Below are 16,456 nucleotides of genomic sequence, written 5' to 3' on the forward strand. Positions count from 1 at the left end.
GTATAATGCAAAAGGGTAATGAAAAGGTAAGATTCGGCACAAGATACTAAAGCGCGTAAGGACGAACAGACGAATGGTCATTGATTCATTGATTAGTCAGACGCTCTGCACGCTCTGGTCAATTTAATCTATATAATGAAGTGAACCGCGGACCTTTCCCGCAGGCCAGCAATTATAACGCGATATGGCGCCGGACGCTGGACGTGCTTGGGCGAACCGATTAGAGTGCACAGCGCTGGATCGGGTATGGCTGATCATTAACTTTACGGAAAGAAGGTAGAGATTATGGAATTGTGGTTTACGGAGAAACAGACCCCGGTATTCGGGATCACCGCGAAGATTAAGCAGACCTATGTTACAGAGAAAACGGATTTTCAAGATTTGGCCATGGTAGAGACCGAAGAATTCGGTAACATGTTGCTTCTTGATGGCATGGTGATGACGACTGTAAAAGACGAATTCGTATATCACGAAATGGCGGCACACCCTGCGCTGAACACTCACCCGAATCCGAAAAAAGTTCTGGTTGTTGGTGGCGGCGATGGCGGAGTCATTCGTGAAGTCATTAAACATGCTGCTGTAGAAAAAGCAGTTCTCGTCGAAATTGACGGTAAAGTCATTGAATACTCTAAAAAATATTTGCCTGAAATCGCCGGCAAGTTGGACGAGCCTAATGTTGAAGTGCTCGTGAACGACGGCTATATGCATATTATTGAACATAAAAATGAATACGATGTGATCATCGTAGACTCCACGGAGCCTGTAGGCCCGGCTGCGCCATTGTTTGAGCGTGGGTTCTACCAAGGCATCTACGAAGCATTGAAAGAAGACGGAATTTTTGTTGCCCAAACGGACAACCCTTGGTTCAAGGCGGATCTGATCCAGAAGGTGAACAAAGACGTCAAAGAAATCTTCCCGATCGTACATGTGTACGGCTGTAATATTCCAACCTATCCAAGTGGTTTGTGGACATTCACTATGGGTAGCAAGAAACATGACCCGCTTGAGGTGGATGAGACTCAAATCCCGGAGATGGATACCAAGTATTACTCTCCGCGTCTGCACAAAGCAGCATTTGTACTTCCTAAATTCGTGGAAGATTTAACGAAATAAAAGGGGAAATCATTAATGAAACTGGATCAAGCTTATTCAGGAAACGTATTTATTTGCAGCTCTGAGGATTATGAGAACTCCAAAGCGGTTATCTATGGCATGCCGATGGATTATACCGTCAGCTTCCGTCCGGGTTCCCGTTTCGGCCCATCTCATATCCGTCAAGCATCGGTTGGACTTGAAGAGTACAGCCCATATCTCGACAAAAGCATTGTAGACATGACATACTTTGACGCTGGAGACCTGCTCTTGCCTTTCGGTAACGCGGGACGCAGCCTTGAAGTAATTCATGAATACATCGGTAGTCTGCTCGCTGACGACAAATTCCCAGTTGGTCTCGGTGGCGAGCATCTGGTTACTTGGCCAGTCATCCAACAGATGTACAAGAAATACCCGGATCTTATCCTGATTCATATTGATGCACACGCTGACCTTCGTGAAAACTATGAAGGCGAGCCATTGTCCCACTCCACGCCAGTACGTAAAGCAGCTGAGTTGATGGGTGGCCAAAACATCTATCAGTTCGGTATCCGTTCTGGCTCCCGTGAGGAGTTCCAGTATGGTCGCGAGAACATCAACTTCTATCCATTTGAAGTGGTAGCTCCAATGAAGGAAGCTCTTCCGAAGATGGGCAATCGTCCGGTATACGTAACCATCGACATCGATGTACTTGATCCGTCTGCAGCACCAGGAACAGGTACAGCAGAGGCGGGCGGCATTACGTCCAAGGAACTGCTGGAAGCCATTCATATGATCGCAGGATCTGATGTAAATGTAGTTGGTTGTGACTTGGTTGAAGTTGCACCAATCTATGATCCAACACAACAGACACAGATTGTAGCTGCGAAGCTGATCCGTGAAATGCTACTTGGATTTGTGAAATAATCACAGAATAATTGATAAAGATAACGCTCTCTGTCTGCGCAGTTTCAAATTAGCGCAGGGAGGGCGTTTTTTGTTCACGTTTATCCCTGTGTCCTCAACTATTCTAGCTTAAGGAACGGAATTGATTGCTGGACCAAAAGTATTCTGGCAAACCAAATAACGAAGTTAAATTAAGTTAAGTTAACTTAACTTAATTTAACTTTTGGAAAGAGCTGTGCTATACTGACTACATAAGTATTCAGTAGTATATTAATTGATATATTACATTCGTGAAGTATATGGTGCTCGGGTTCGGTCATATACTAAAAAGAGCCTTTACCGCTACCAACGGTAAAGACTCTTAGGACCCGAAAGGCTGTGGATTGCCACGGCGCGCATGAACTGAATAATGCTATTCAAGCGAAACCCACCGTTAGGCGCCAACCTTATGAGGTGGGTTTTCGCTTGCTACGAAACTTTTTGCGTAACCAACGGTAAAGCTTTCGTCCACTCAGTACAATACTGAGGATCGCAGCAATCCATCGGATCACATCAAGCAACGCCGCAAGTTTGACCATCGACGTCACCCCCTCTCGGGAAGCTGCGCCGTGGTCGGGAAAACATCCACCGATATTCAAAAGTCCATAAAATCAATTATAGCACGTACGTTCCCTTGTCTCTACCATTTATTTCATGTGTTAGTATAGTTCGCACATGCAGATTTCCTGCCTTGGCATGACTCCATCTTAATATTTATCCCTTTTATTAAGTATCAGTTTTGTTATCCTTGCTGTGGGGACGTATCCCATTTAACTTAGAGTACACAACGTTTGTTGATGCACCACCCTTGCCTACATGATCCAATCATGGGTGAAGGTGGTTTTTTTCTTGCAAAATTGTCATAGGGGTTAATCCGATTGTTACGTTAGAACCATCAAATTTGGGTAAAACCATAGAAGGAGGTGTTACGATGACAACCAAGAGTTCAATGACATGGAAACGAATTGGTGCACTCGCATTATCGTTAACGCTGGCTTGGGGAATCGGTCCAGTACATACGCTATCAGGTGCTAACGCTGCATCTTCACAGGCATGTGGAAAGGGAGATCATGGACTCTCTGCTACACTGAAAAAAGGTAGTGGTGTGGAAGAGCAACGATTGCAATTTACCGACATTGATTTTCTAAATGATACGACTGGACGAGCTGGGGGTGAAGGCTTCCTGATCGGCACCTCGAATGCAGGATGTACGTGGCAGTCCATATATACCGGGCAGTGGCAATTCACACAGCTTGATTTTCCGAATAATGTGAATGGATATGCGTTGGCACAAGTGAAAAATTCACCTGCAACCTATCTGATCCGTACCCATGATGGGGGATCGCACTGGACGCGGCTCGATACGCCGGGCATTCAATTCAAGCGAATCGATTTTCGCAATAAAGATGTAGGTTATGGTTACACCTATAATGGTGCATATCAGACGAAGGATGGCGGGGTAACCTGGAGTAGATTGAATACGCCTGCCAACACGCGTGCAGCTGCCTTTGCGACAGAGAAACAAGGGTATGCCGTCGTGGTTGTACCTGGATCGGGATATCATCTGAAGCAAACGAGTGATGGCGGCAAGAACTGGACAACCTCTCTTCGAGTTGTCTCAGACACATGGAGCGGAGCGGATCTGTATGCACATGGCCAACAAGTATGGGCCCTTCTGTATGGTGATGCAGGCATGTCCCAACAATCCTACTCCCTCTATGCGAGCGGTAATCAAGGCAAGAACTGGACCCAAGTATTTGCGCAATCCACAGCAGGGGGAGGTCCTGCACCAGGTACAAACAGTACGGGCAAAGGGAACGGACCAGCCAACCCGGGTGGTCATCCCGGCAACATGGCGTTGATTGGTAATCAGACGGCTTATCTATCTGCGGGTTCACCGGCAGCGGGCAAAGTGGGTATTGGACGTTCTTATGATACAGGTTCCACGTGGAAAAATATTGACCTGAAAGATCCGGGATACAGTTCCCGTATCTCGTTCCCATCGGCCAAGACGGGTTGGCTCGTAGTCACAAGTGATAACTCTCCTTCGATCTATCAGACTATAGATGGTGGAACGACGTGGACACAAAAAATGTTGTTGCCTTCAGAGCAGGATTAAGTAGCCTGTTATTCTGAAATAATAAACGGGCAAATCCAAATTAGAAATGTATAAAAATCAATTTGGTAAGTCTCTGTATGAATTTATATAACAAACAAGCCTCTTCCTAATCAATTACACAGGAAGAGGCTTGTTTGTTTAGAAATAAAAACGGTTGAAACCTACTCTAAAACGAGTTATTGTAAGCGATAACAATACATTATATGGAGGTTGAAATCATGGTTGATGTTATTTTAAAGGCGGATTCGGATCAAGGATTAATAAATCGCAATATATATGGTCATTTTTCCGAACACTTGGGACGTTGTGTTTATGAGGGGCTGTGGGTAGGAGAAGATTCACCTATTCCGAATACGGATGGGATTCGAAATGATGTATTGACGGCCTTGCAGAAGCTTAATATTCCAGTACTTCGCTGGCCAGGCGGTTGTTTTGCCGATGAATATCACTGGAAAGATGGTGTAGGTCCGAAGAGTGAGCGTGCTCGTATGATCAATACACACTGGGGCGGTGTGGAAGAGAACAATCACTTTGGTACACATGAATTCTTGAGATTATGTGAGTTGCTGGGCACGGAGCCATACATCAGTGGCAACCTGGGTAGCGGTACAGTGCAGGAGATGCAGGAATGGGTGGAGTACATCACGTTTGACGGCGAATCGCCGATGGCGAACTGGCGTAAGAGTAACGGTAGGGAAGAACCGTGGAAAATGAAGTATTTTGGCGTGGGAAATGAGAACTGGGGATGCGGCGGCAATATGCGTCCTGAATATTATGCGGATGAATATCGCCGGTATGCTACATATGTACGAAACTATTCCGGGAACGAGATTTATAAAATCGCTTGCGGTCCGAACGAAGGTAACTATGAATGGATGGAAGTCCTGATGCGGGAGGCTGCTCGCTTTATGGATGGAATCAGTCTTCATTATTACACCATCCCTACAGGAGAGTGGAACGATAAAGGCGCAGCTACAGGATTTGATGAGGCTGAATGGTTCACCACCTTGAAAAAGACGCTCCATATGGATGAATTACTGGTGAAGCACTCCGAGATTATGGACAAATATGATCCAGAGGGCAGAGTTGGCATTATTGTGGACGAATGGGGCACGTGGTATAACGTTGAGCCAGGAACTAATCCAGGGTTCCTATATCAACAGAATACGATGCGGGACGCTGTGCTTGCAGGTGTTAACCTGAATATTTTCAACCAACATAATAAACGGGTACACATGGCAAATCTTGCTCAGATCGTCAATGTGCTTCAATCGCTTGTGCTCACGGAAGGGGACAAAATGCTCCTGACCCCTACGTATCATGTATTTGATATGTATCAGGTCCATATGGATGCACAGCGACTGGATTTGAATTATGAAAGCCCAGGATACACATTCGGAGAAGAGACCATTCCGCAGCTCAGCTTATCAGCTTCCCGCAACAAGGATGGGGTCATTCATGTGACAGCTTGTAATCTGAGTCACACGGATGAGTTGGAAGTTGTGTGTCAGCTGGACGCAGCTCAAGCGGCTAAAGTAACCGGGCAGATTCTGCACCATACTGATTTTGGTGCATTCAATACCTTTGAACAGCCGAATCGTGTTCAGCCTGTGGCGTGGGAAGGACTCACACTGGAGAATAACACACTGCGTTTTGTCCTTCCACCAGCATCGGTTGGGGTGCTCGCTGTAGAGGGTTAATGCATGAAAAGGCAGGAAACTTGCAAGGGCTGTAATGATCAGTACGATGTGAAGATTAGCGATGCCAAAATGGCCAGACTTGTGGAGATTGCCTCACGTTCGCGTCCGACGGTACAGGATGAGGAATATGAACGTCGGCTATCTATCTGCTCTGCTTGTCCGGGATTGCAATATGGCACAACTTGTCGGCATTGTGGTTGTCTCGTACAGGTGCGAGCGAAGCTGAGTGAGTCGACATGTCCTTTTCCTTATGAATCGCAATGGGCCTGATCGGATGAACGAATCTTATTATAATGAAGTAAAAGGGAGTTGCACTTTACGGGTGCGGCTCTTCTTTTTTTGGCTTGATGAGGAAAAAACTCTGAATTTGGATTTGAATTGAGCGAGGGAACTGGATATAGTTATACAGTAGAGTGTAGGATAGCGAGCTATCCGGGAATATGAGCGCGTATAGCGACACAACAATACGGGAAGGGCTGTTCTCACCAGCCGTGCCTGATTTTGCGTCGCCTCGAATATAATGGAGGTTAACATTCATGTCGAACATGCGACCGGTACACATCCGGCTGCACAGCCGTTATGAAGGTGAAGATGTGCTGCAGGAAATGCAGGGTGAAGCCGTGTTAAAAGGGTCTGTTCTTTATGTTCGTTATGAAGAACCGCAGGTTGGACCTGAGGGAGGTACAACCCGTACAACATTGAAGCTGGGCGGACAATCCATCAAGATTATACGTCATGGTGAGGTGGAATCGGAGCAGACTTTTGAATTGAATCGGAAGCTTCCTGGTTTCTACCGATCACCATACATGTCGTTTGCCCTGTCCACGCATACACAGAAGCTGGAACTTTCCATTCAGGGATTGAGCGCACGCGCAGCGTGGAGCTACGACTTTTACCGCTTTGATGAAGAATCCGGACATTTCGCGATTAGTTTGCATATACAGGAGGAACCAATTTCATGACACGTAATCCACTAGATACGATTAACGAACGGGTAAGCACGGCCATTGGTAACGCCATTATGGCGGCCGGGATTGTTACGCAGGACGAATTGCCAGCTATCACATTGGAAGTGCCGCGTGAGAAGACACACGGAGACTTGGCGACCAATGCTGCCATGCAGCTGACCAAGATTGCCAAGCGCAATCCGCGTCAGATTGCTGAAGAGATCATTGCCAATCTGAATCTGGCTGAAGCCGGAATCGAGAAGGCTGAGATTGCGGGCCCAGGATTCATTAACTTCAAATTGGACAAGAGTTACCTTTATCCAGTACTTGCGCTTGTGCAGGAGCAGGGTAAAGATTACGGAAGAATTAACATCGGAGAAGGACGTAAAGTCGAGATGGAGTTTGTCAGTGCCAACCCGACAGGTAGCTTGCATCTGGGTCATGCCCGTGGAGCAGCTGTAGGTGATGCACTATGTAACATCCTTGATTATGCAGGATATGATGTAACCCGTGAATACTACATTAATGATGCAGGTAATCAGGTGTTTAATCTGGCTCGTTCCATTGAAGCTCGTTATCTGCAAGAGTTGGGTCAGGATGCTGAGATGCCTGAAGACGGTTATCACGGTGAAGATATTAAAGGATTCGCCAAGCAGCTTGTTGCTGAAAAGGGTGACGAATTGCTGTCCATGCATCCGGGTGACCGTGCGGCTTATTTCCGTGACTTTGGTCTGGAGAAGGAACTGGACAAGATCAAACGTGACTTGAATCGCTTCCGTGTTAACTTTGACATCTGGTTCAGCGAAACTTCCCTGTACGACAACGGAGAAGTGCTGCGAGTACTTGATGAATTGCGTGACCGCAATGAGATCTATGAGCAAGATGGAGCAACTTGGTTGAAAACGATGCAGTACGGTGACGACAAAGAACGTGTATTGATCAAGAACGATGGCACGTATACTTACCTGACGCCAGATATTGCTTATCACCGCGACAAATATGCTCGTGGATACGACACGATGATCAACATCTGGGGTGCCGATCACCATGGATATATTCCACGGATGAAAGCCGCGATGCAAGCACTGGGTAATGACCCTGAGAAACTGGTGGTCTTGATTGCACAGATGGTGAGTTTGTTCCAGAACGGTGAAAAAGTGAAGATGTCCAAGCGTACAGGTAAAGCTGTAACGATGGAAGATCTGATGGATGAAGTCGGGATTGATGCGATCCGTTACTTCTTCACAATGCGCAGCATGGACTCCCATCTGGACTTTGACATGGACCTTGCCATTTCCACATCCAATGAGAATCCGGTATTCTACGTACAATACGCGCATGCACGTGTATGCAGCGTATACCGTCAGGCTGAGGAACAAGGTATTGAACTGCTGCCACTGGCACAGATTGACCTGTCCAAGCTGACAACAGAGCACGAGTATGACCTTCTCCGCAAAATGGGAGAGTTGCCTGAGGAAATCTCGGCAGCAGCAACGGGATATGCGCCTCATCGTATCATCCGTTATGTATACGAGCTGGCATCCCTGTTCCACAGCTACTACCGTGCAGAACGTGTCATTACGGAAGACGCGCAGCAAACTCAAGCACGTCTGGCACTAATCGGTGCTGTGCGTACCGTTATCGCAACAGCGCTTCGTCTGGTAGGCGTAACCGCTCCTGACAAAATGTAAATTCCAGGCTCGCGGCCTATCCGCCGCTCTGCCTAAGGCAAAAAGTCTCCATGTCCACGTTGAAGTTGCAACGTGGACATGGAGACTTTTTTTGTTGTGTACCCGGAGCTGAAGAAAACGAAATGCCTGGTCCATCCAAGGCACACTAACCTGCGCTGACATCACAGTGGGCGTAACCTAGAGTCACAGCCACTACGTAATACTCCCTCGTGCGTATTACCTGGGCAGGGCTACAGCGTTTTCGCCATGAGCCTCAATCAAGTTCTGCTGACGGCTGACAGAGCTGATTCATTCCCCGCCCTCCTGCATTAGCTTCAGGGCATCAATCTCACCACCACGCACCTTGCTTTTTGCTGTGGTAGTCTTGCGAGCGCGCAACGGGATCGTAGCGCGTTTGACGAGTGTCTTGATTTCACTAGGGGATAACCCCGGATGTCTGGAGAGCAGCAAGGCGATAGCGCCGCTCACATGGGAGGTCGCCATGGAGGTTCCGCTCATCTCGTGATGTTTGCCTTGTACCCAGGAGGAGACGATCTTATCACCGGGTGCATAGACATCCACATATGCGCCACGATTGCTGAAGGACGCAATACGTCTGTTTTTGTCGGTTGCCCCAACAGATATGGTCTGGGGATACCGTGCAGGGTAATCAATACTGCGGCGTTTGCCATCATTTCCTGATGAAGCAACAATAACGATTCCAGCATGGTACGCACGGTTGACAACGTCAAGAAGCGCCTTGCTGCGTGTTTTCATGCCAAAGCTCATATTGATGATATCGACCTTGTTGCGTACACACCAGTCGATGCCAAGTACAATGTCGGATACATAAGCCGATCCGTTGTGGTCAAATGCTTTCACCGGATAGATCAGGGAGCGTGGAGCTACACCAATCATGCCTGCGGTACTGTTGGCAGCAGCGATAGTCCCTGCAATGTGGGTGCCGTGTCCGTTATCATCATGAGGAAGCAGGCTGCGGTTTAACAGATTGATTCCGCGTGCCAGGGAATAACGAAGATCAGGATGGTGATAATCAGCACCTGTATCAATCACACCGATTTTAATCCGGTGTCCGGTAGACACAGACCATACTTTGGGCGCCCGAATCTGCTTCACTCCCCAGGGTATGCCTTGAGCATTGCTTGGTTTGCTGTGGAGTGCGGTGGCATGAAGGGAGATGGGAACGTCTGCTTCAATCGTAATTTCATCCCCATAGCGGTATAGGTCCTCCGGGCGTTGGACTGGAGCGATAATGGAACGAGCCAGTCGAGAGGAACGGACAGCCCCAAGGTCTGTGAATTCATTCCGCATTCGGGACAATTCTACGAGACAGGCCTCGTACTGCTGCGGTTTGGCAAATCGGATCAAATATCGCCCTCCCTGTTCTGGTTCAGGGCGTCGCATTCCGTCAATCAATTGATGCAATAAACCAGTATAGTCCATAATGGGCAGCCCCCTTCGGGATGAACATGCTGAGGTATTCTATGAATGCGCTCATCCCGCCGCATGGGGAACTTGCCCTTTTTTTACAAAAACACATTCACTTCGTGTCAAAACGGGCGCAGGGACATATGATGGATGGAGAGCTAGAGGGCTCTTGCGGGGAACCTGGTGAGGAGTAATCCTCCAAGGGTATACAGTCAGAAGGCGGAGGGGACTCCGTCTTTTTTATTATGGAGTTGTCTCTTTGACAAAGAGGGTATTCCTGTGGATTCGATGTCACTTCACGATGAATATATGGACATATTGTTGCTGCTCTCCGCATTTGCGTCACATCCGTACATAAAAACTTGCTTTTTAACGCTAAATAGGTTTTACTTAGGTTTGTTAATGGATATGTTATACGTAACAGTCCAGTTCGTAGGGGTTAAAAAGTGAATTTTGTGTGAGAGGAAGTGTCTGCAGTGAGTACCTCGCTCAATTTGAAAATTGATAAAGAAAAGGTAAAAGAGATCCCTTTGGTGGACCTTGCCTTTATGGTGCTGAAAGCGGCTAATACGCCGTATTACTATCGTGACTTAATGAATGAGGTAGCGAAGCAGCGCGGAATGACTGATGAAGAAATCAACGAGTTTATCGCCCAGCTATATACCGAGATTAATATCGATGGCCGTTTTGCTTGCGTCGGTACAAGTCTGTGGGGCTTGAAGCGCTGGTATCCGGTAGCTGGAACAGAAGATTCCATGACGGGTGCGAAGCGTCCGCGTATCATCAACGATGAAGACGATGATCTGGAAGATGAAGACTTCGGTGAAGAAGAAGACAGCTATAGCAGCGATGAAGACTTCGACAGCACGGATAAAGACGAAGAAGAAGACGAAGAAGAGGAAGAAGAAGACGACATCTTTGACGAAGAAGACAGCGAAGAAGAAGTGCTGGTTGAAGATGACGATCTGGAAGATGAAGACCTCGAAGAAGACGAAGAAGAGTCCGAAAACGAGGATGAATTTGACGACGATTCTGATAATCGGTAGTCATTTTTGACGTCTATAATTTACCCGTTTCCCCGGAATAGTCAGCCTTGACAGCAGACGGGGTAACGGGTAAACTATTGCATGGGCTTATGAATGAGCGACAATATATTTATGTTTTTTATAGAAGGTGCCCCGTCCTGCGGGAGTACTTTTTTTTGTATTTTTAGAGGCATAATTTTGCAAAAAGTTTTCATTTCCGCATGCTCCCGGCCAACATTTCGTGGCCCGTTTTTGTATATCAAAAACACGAAATGAAATGATGGCTACCGGAATGTTTGCACCATTTTTTGCTGTAGAACAACGTGTATTTAAACCGTCTTCGCAGAAAGAGCAGTTCGCAGATGCAGGGAATTTCTGCCATTGCTCTTTTTAACGATGATTACCTGGGAAACAGGTTACGATAACACCATATATCGCCTGAATTTCTGTACTTATATTAGGAGGGTAATAACAGTGACAAAGTATATTTTCGTGACGGGCGGAGTTGTGTCCTCCCTGGGCAAAGGGATTACGGCTGCTTCTCTGGGCAGATTGCTGAAAAACAGAGGGCTTAAGGTAACGATCCAGAAATTTGATCCATATATTAACATCGACCCGGGAACAATGAGTCCTTATCAGCACGGCGAGGTTTTTGTAACGGATGATGGCGCGGAAACGGATCTGGATCTTGGCCACTATGAACGTTTTATTGACATCAATCTCTCCAAAAACAGCAACGTCACGACTGGTAAAGTATACTCTTCCGTCATCAGCAAAGAGCGGCGCGGGGAATATCTGGGTGGAACGGTACAAGTTATTCCACACATTACGAACGAGATCAAAGAGCGTGTATTCCGCGCTGGACGTGAAGCGGGTTCGGATGTGGTTATTACGGAAATTGGCGGAACAGTGGGCGACATTGAGAGTTTGCCTTTCCTGGAAGCTATCCGTCAGATCAAGAGTGATGTAGGTCGCGACAATGTGATGTACATCCACGTAACACTTATTCCTTATATCAAAGCAGCTGGTGAAGTGAAAACAAAACCAACGCAACATAGTGTTAAGGAATTACGCAGCATTGGTATTCAACCGAATGTGATTGTATGCCGTACGGAGTATGAATTGTCTAAAGACATGAAAGCCAAGATCGCTCTCTTCTGCGACATTGATGAGAATGCCGTGGTTGAATGTCGTGATGCAGACACGTTGTATCAAGTACCTTTGAACCTGCGTGAAGAAGGCTTGGATGAGATCGTGGTAAATCACCTGAAACTGACTACTCCTGCACCGGATATGAGCGAGTGGGAAGGGCTGGTTGACCGGATCAACAAGTTGGAGCATACAGTTGAGATCGCTATTGTTGGTAAATATGTAGCGTTGCATGATGCATACCTGAGTGTTGTTGAGTCGTTGTCTCATGCAGGATTTGCATCCAATGCTGATGTGAAAATTCGCTGGGTTCCTTCTGAAGATATTACGGATGAGAATGTAGGCGACTTGTTACATGGTATTGGCGGTATCCTTGTTCCTGGTGGATTCGGAGATCGTGGTATTGAAGGTAAAGTATCGGCAATCCGTTATGCTCGTGAGAAACAAATTCCGTTCTTCGGTATTTGCCTGGGTATGCAGGTTTCCGTTATTGAGTATGCACGTTCCATCGTTGGTTTGAATGGTGCGAACAGTTCCGAAATTAATCCGGCTACGGAATTCCCGGTGATCGACCTGTTGCCTGAGCAAAAAGATATCGAAAATCTGGGTGGCACGATGCGTCTGGGTCTGTATCCTTGTAAGCTTCAGGAAGGTTCTTTGGCGATGGCTTGTTATGATGATGAGCTGGTGTATGAGAGACACCGTCACCGGTATGAGTTCAACAATGAATACCGTGAAACGATCGAAAAAGCAGGACTGGTTATCTCGGGTACATCTCCGGATGGACGTCTGGTTGAGATCGTGGAACTTCCAGGACACCCATGGTTCCTGGCGGTACAATTCCATCCGGAATTCACTTCCCGCCCGAACCGTCCGCAACCATTGTTCCGTGAGTTTGTAAAAGCTTCTCTGGAGAATGCGCAGAAGTAATACATGGTTTTATTGTTTAACGTAATAGATATTGGGGATGTTCCTGGCAACCATAGCGGATGCCAGAACATCCCTTTTTTTGCGTAAAAAGCAGATGGATATGCTTTTTGTCATTTTGTGAATGTAGCAGGATTTTAATGGAAGAGGTAGAATACTTATCATGACGACTATGGGATAGTTATCCAGATTCAAAGATGTACATGCTTTCCTAATTCTAGGAGGTTACAGAGTGGAAGATAAAAAAGTTTTGATTGTTGATGACCAGAATGGTATTCGAATCCTGTTAATGGAAGTGTTCAGCAGTGAGGGGTATAACACGTTTCAAGCACCCAACGGCAAGGTTGCTCTGGAGATTGTGAATAATGACAAGCCTGACCTGGTATTGCTCGATATGAAGATTCCTGGGATGGACGGTCTGGAAATCCTGAAGCATATTAAAGATATTGATCCGGGTATCAAGGTCATCATGATGACCGCTTATGGTGAACTGGACATGATTAAGGAAGCAACGGACCTCGGAGCGCTCATGCACTTTACAAAACCATTTGATATCGACGAGATGCGAGTGGCTGTGAATATGCAACTTCGCAATGGTACCGCCAATAAATGCAGCTGAATCCTGTTGATACAGGATTTTTTTGCGTGTGGAGAACACAGAAGGTACTTGGTGGGAGAATGGGGTATTTCACTCCTTCATCCGGGGAATATTGGAAATGGGGAAGTTATAAAGCGGTGTCTATGAAAACTGTGCTGCAAAGCACAGCATTTTTGCAAATGCTTGTTTAGTATTTGACATGGGATGTGGTATAATAAGCCCGTATGTGATTTCGGCTAAAAACCATAGACACAACCCAAACCCCTAGGAGGATTGAAACCATGCCATTAGTATCTATGACAGACATGTTGAACAAAGCACTTGAAGGAAAATATGCAGTTGGTCAATACAACATCAATAACCTTGAGTGGACTCAAGCGATTCTTGGTGCTGCTGAAGAAGAGAAATCCCCAGTAATCCTGGGTGTATCCGAAGGCGCAGCACGTCACATTGGTGGCTTCTACACTGTAGTTAAAATGGTAGAAGGACTCATTCACGACATGAAAATCACTGTTCCAGTTGCAATTCACCTGGACCACGGTTCAAGCTTCGACAAGTGTAAAGAAGCGATCGACGCTGGATTCACATCCGTAATGATCGACGGTTCCCACCACTCTATCGATGAGAACATCGAAATGACTAAAAAAGTTGTTGAATATGCACACGCTAAAGGCGTTTCTGTAGAAGCTGAAGTAGGTACTGTAGGCGGACAAGAAGACGACGTTATCGGTGGTATCATGTACGCTGACCTGAACGAGTGTATCCGTATCGTTAAAGAAACAGGTATCGATACATTGGCACCAGCTCTTGGTTCCGTACACGGTCCTTACCATGGCGAGCCTAACCTGGGCTTCAAAGAAATGGAAGAAGTTCGTGACGCGGTACAAGTTCCACTCGTATTGCACGGTGGTACAGGTATTCCTAAACACGACATCGACAAAGCCATTTCCCTGGGTACGTCCAAAATCAACGTAAACACAGAGAACCAAATTGCTTTTGCAAGAGTGGTTCGTGAAGTGCTTGCAGCTAAACCAGACGCTTACGATCCACGTACATTCATCGTACCAGGCCGTGAAGCAATTAAAGAAACCGTTAAAGGTAAAATCCGCGAGTTTGGTTCTAACAACAAAGCGTAATTTATCTTTACCAGTTCCATACTGTGAAATGGAAAAACACCGCCTAGCCGGTGTCTTTCCATTTTCACACCTTATTTCTACATCGGAAGCCAACAGCACGTATTGCCGTTCATCGGCTGCAAAACACGTAGGGGGACATTAAGCTTTATGGAAAAATTGATGATTAGTGGCGGACGTCCGTTACAGGGAACTGTAACTATAAGCGGCGCCAAGAACAGCGCCATTGCGCTTATTCCTGCAGCATTGCTTGCCGAGTCAGAAGTCGTGTTGGACAACCTGCCGCTTTTGAGTGACGTGGCGGTTTATGCAGAAATTTTGGAGGAACTCGGAGCACATGTGACTTGGGAAGGCAGTCAGATGAAGATAGACCCTTCTGACATCAAATCCATTCCTATGCCGAATGGTCCCGTGAAGAAGCTTCGTGCTTCGTATTATATGATGGGTGCATTGCTAGGGCGTTTCAAAGAAGCGACCATAGGTTTACCAGGGGGTTGTAATTTTGAGCCTCGTCCAATTGATCAACATATCAAAGGGTTTGAAGCGCTTGGCGCAACCGTAACAAACGAACATGGCTCCATTCATTTGCATGCCAAAGAGCTGCGCGGAGCAAAAATCTATCTTGATGTAAGCAGTGTCGGCGCAACCATTAATATCATGCTGGCGGCTACTCGTGCCAAAGGCTCTACAATTATCGAAAACGCGGCTAAAGAGCCTGAGATTATAGATGTAGCAACACTTCTGAATTCCATGGGTGCCAGCATCAAGGGTGCAGGTACCGAAACGATCCGTATTGAAGGGGTCTCGGAGCTTAAAGGCTGCCGTCATTCCATCATTCCGGACCGTATCCAAGCAGGTACGTATATGATCGCTGCAGCGGCGACGCGCGGAGATGTTCTGATTGACAATGTGATTCCCAAACATCTGGAAGCTTTAACGGCAAAGCTGCTGGAGATGGGTGTTGGCATTGAGGAATTGGATGAAAGTATACGTGTCATTGGTAAACCAAGCTATAACCATGTGGACGTGAAGGCACTTGTATATCCTGGTTTTCCAACGGATCTACAGTCACCAATGACAAGTGTTTTAACACAGGCAACTGGTGTGAGTGTCCTGAGCGACTTTGTATACAGTAATCGATTCAAGCATGTGCCTGAGTTAGTGCGGATGGGTGCAAAGATTCGAGTAGAAGGACGGTCAGCGATTATTGAAGGCAGTGCATTAAACGCGGCCAAAGTAAAAGCATCCGATCTTCGCGCTGGAGCAGCACTGGTGATTGCAGGTCTCACCGTCAGTGAAGGTGTGACTGAAGTGACGGGGGTCGAATATATTGACCGCGGTTATGATCATCTGGTGACTAATCTGCGCCTGCTCGGTGCAGATGTATGGCGGGAAACTGATTAATAGGAAACGTTATGCATAATTCAGTCCTACACATGTTTATTTTAACTGAACTGCATATCTTTTTGATGATTAGGTAAACCTGTTTTAATAGAGTTCTCAGCCTCTCCGGCATAAGACGAAATGTTTCTGTTTCCTTTACCGGAGGGTCTTTTTTTGAAATAAACTTCATATGGCTGTAAGAACATCATTTCTCATCCCCAACCCCCGGTTTTGTTTGAACTGCGCTCCATAGCCGGTCTATCCGGATTGATCGCCTCAATGCATCGTTCACTCAATAGCGGATCTTGCCGAATGTTGGCCATCCCACCCGGAAACTTAC

General features: G+C 46.6%; 14 protein-coding genes. 12 read left to right on the top strand and 2 right to left on the bottom strand.

Annotated elements, in window-relative coordinates; genetic code table 11:
• The first annotated feature begins 285 nt into the window (after positions 1 to 285).
• A complete protein-coding gene (gene speE, locus MHB85_RS00555; RefSeq protein ID WP_017691306.1) occupies positions 286 to 1,113 on the top strand; it encodes a polyamine aminopropyltransferase in 828 nt (275 codons plus the stop codon).
• A gap of 15 nt (positions 1,114 to 1,128) precedes the next feature.
• Positions 1,129 to 1,998, top strand: a complete 870-nt coding sequence (gene speB, locus MHB85_RS00560; RefSeq protein ID WP_192136417.1) for an agmatinase — start codon at positions 1,129 to 1,131, stop codon at positions 1,996 to 1,998.
• A gap of 425 nt (positions 1,999 to 2,423) precedes the next feature.
• Here speB and MHB85_RS00565 read toward each other — a convergent pair whose 3' ends face one another.
• Positions 2,424 to 2,555, bottom strand: a complete 132-nt coding sequence (locus MHB85_RS00565; protein ID WP_282615758.1) for a hypothetical protein — start codon at positions 2,553 to 2,555, stop codon at positions 2,424 to 2,426.
• Between the two features lie 392 nt (positions 2,556 to 2,947).
• On the opposite strand from MHB85_RS00565, the gene MHB85_RS00570 reads away from it, so the two are divergent.
• The 5 genes from MHB85_RS00570 to argS all read left to right on the top strand — a co-directional run bounded on the left by MHB85_RS00570 (position 2,948) and on the right by argS (position 8,473).
• Positions 2,948 to 4,135 carry a WD40/YVTN/BNR-like repeat-containing protein gene (locus MHB85_RS00570; protein WP_192136418.1) on the top strand — a complete coding sequence of 396 codons (1,188 nt, stop codon included), beginning with the start codon at positions 2,948 to 2,950 and terminating at the stop codon, positions 4,133 to 4,135.
• 218 nt (positions 4,136 to 4,353) lie between these two features.
• Positions 4,354 to 5,835, top strand: a complete 1,482-nt coding sequence (locus MHB85_RS00575; RefSeq protein ID WP_192136419.1) for an alpha-N-arabinofuranosidase — start codon at positions 4,354 to 4,356, stop codon at positions 5,833 to 5,835.
• Between the two features lie 3 nt (positions 5,836 to 5,838).
• Entirely contained in the window at positions 5,839 to 6,105 is a 267-nt protein-coding gene (locus MHB85_RS00580; protein WP_192136420.1) for a DUF6171 family protein, read from the top strand.
• A 266-nt stretch (positions 6,106 to 6,371) separates the two neighbouring features.
• A complete protein-coding gene (locus tag MHB85_RS00585; RefSeq protein ID WP_017691299.1) occupies positions 6,372 to 6,797 on the top strand; it encodes a DUF1934 domain-containing protein in 426 nt (141 codons plus the stop codon).
• The gene (gene argS / locus MHB85_RS00590; RefSeq protein ID WP_105602499.1) at positions 6,794 to 8,473 is read left to right on the top strand and encodes an arginine--tRNA ligase; all 1,680 of its coding nucleotides are present in this window, start codon (positions 6,794 to 6,796) and stop codon (positions 8,471 to 8,473) included. Before MHB85_RS00585 ends, argS begins: the two co-directional genes overlap by 4 nt.
• Positions 8,474 to 8,761: 288 nt before the next feature.
• Here argS and MHB85_RS00595 read toward each other — a convergent pair whose 3' ends face one another.
• Positions 8,762 to 9,916 carry a S8 family peptidase gene (locus MHB85_RS00595; RefSeq protein WP_091020189.1) on the bottom strand — a complete coding sequence of 385 codons (1,155 nt, stop codon included), beginning with the start codon at positions 9,914 to 9,916 and terminating at the stop codon, positions 8,762 to 8,764.
• A gap of 461 nt (positions 9,917 to 10,377) precedes the next feature.
• Here MHB85_RS00595 and rpoE point away from each other — a divergent pair, with 461 nt between their 5' ends.
• The 5 genes from rpoE (at position 10,378) to MHB85_RS00620 (ending at position 16,137) form a co-directional block, all read left to right on the top strand.
• The gene (rpoE, locus tag MHB85_RS00600; protein ID WP_091020187.1) at positions 10,378 to 10,947 is read left to right on the top strand and encodes a DNA-directed RNA polymerase subunit delta; all 570 of its coding nucleotides are present in this window, start codon (positions 10,378 to 10,380) and stop codon (positions 10,945 to 10,947) included.
• A 453-nt stretch (positions 10,948 to 11,400) separates the two neighbouring features.
• Positions 11,401 to 13,005 carry a CTP synthase gene (locus MHB85_RS00605; RefSeq protein ID WP_076217010.1) on the top strand — a complete coding sequence of 535 codons (1,605 nt, stop codon included), beginning with the start codon at positions 11,401 to 11,403 and terminating at the stop codon, positions 13,003 to 13,005.
• A gap of 229 nt (positions 13,006 to 13,234) precedes the next feature.
• Complete coding sequence (locus tag MHB85_RS00610; protein ID WP_091020184.1) at positions 13,235 to 13,621, top strand: response regulator; 387 nt, start codon at positions 13,235 to 13,237, stop codon at positions 13,619 to 13,621.
• A 260-nt stretch (positions 13,622 to 13,881) separates the two neighbouring features.
• A complete protein-coding gene (gene fba / locus MHB85_RS00615) occupies positions 13,882 to 14,736 on the top strand; it encodes a class II fructose-1,6-bisphosphate aldolase (RefSeq protein WP_036607263.1) in 855 nt (284 codons plus the stop codon).
• A gap of 147 nt (positions 14,737 to 14,883) precedes the next feature.
• Positions 14,884 to 16,137: a UDP-N-acetylglucosamine 1-carboxyvinyltransferase gene (locus tag MHB85_RS00620; protein WP_036607261.1), complete on the top strand. Its 1,254-nt coding sequence runs from the start codon at positions 14,884 to 14,886 to the stop codon at positions 16,135 to 16,137.
• Positions 16,138 to 16,456: the final 319 nt, after the last annotated feature.

Source organism: Paenibacillus sp. FSL K6-4396 (genome assembly GCF_038002525.1).
GTDB lineage: Bacteria > Bacillota > Bacilli > Paenibacillales > Paenibacillaceae > Paenibacillus > Paenibacillus amylolyticus_B.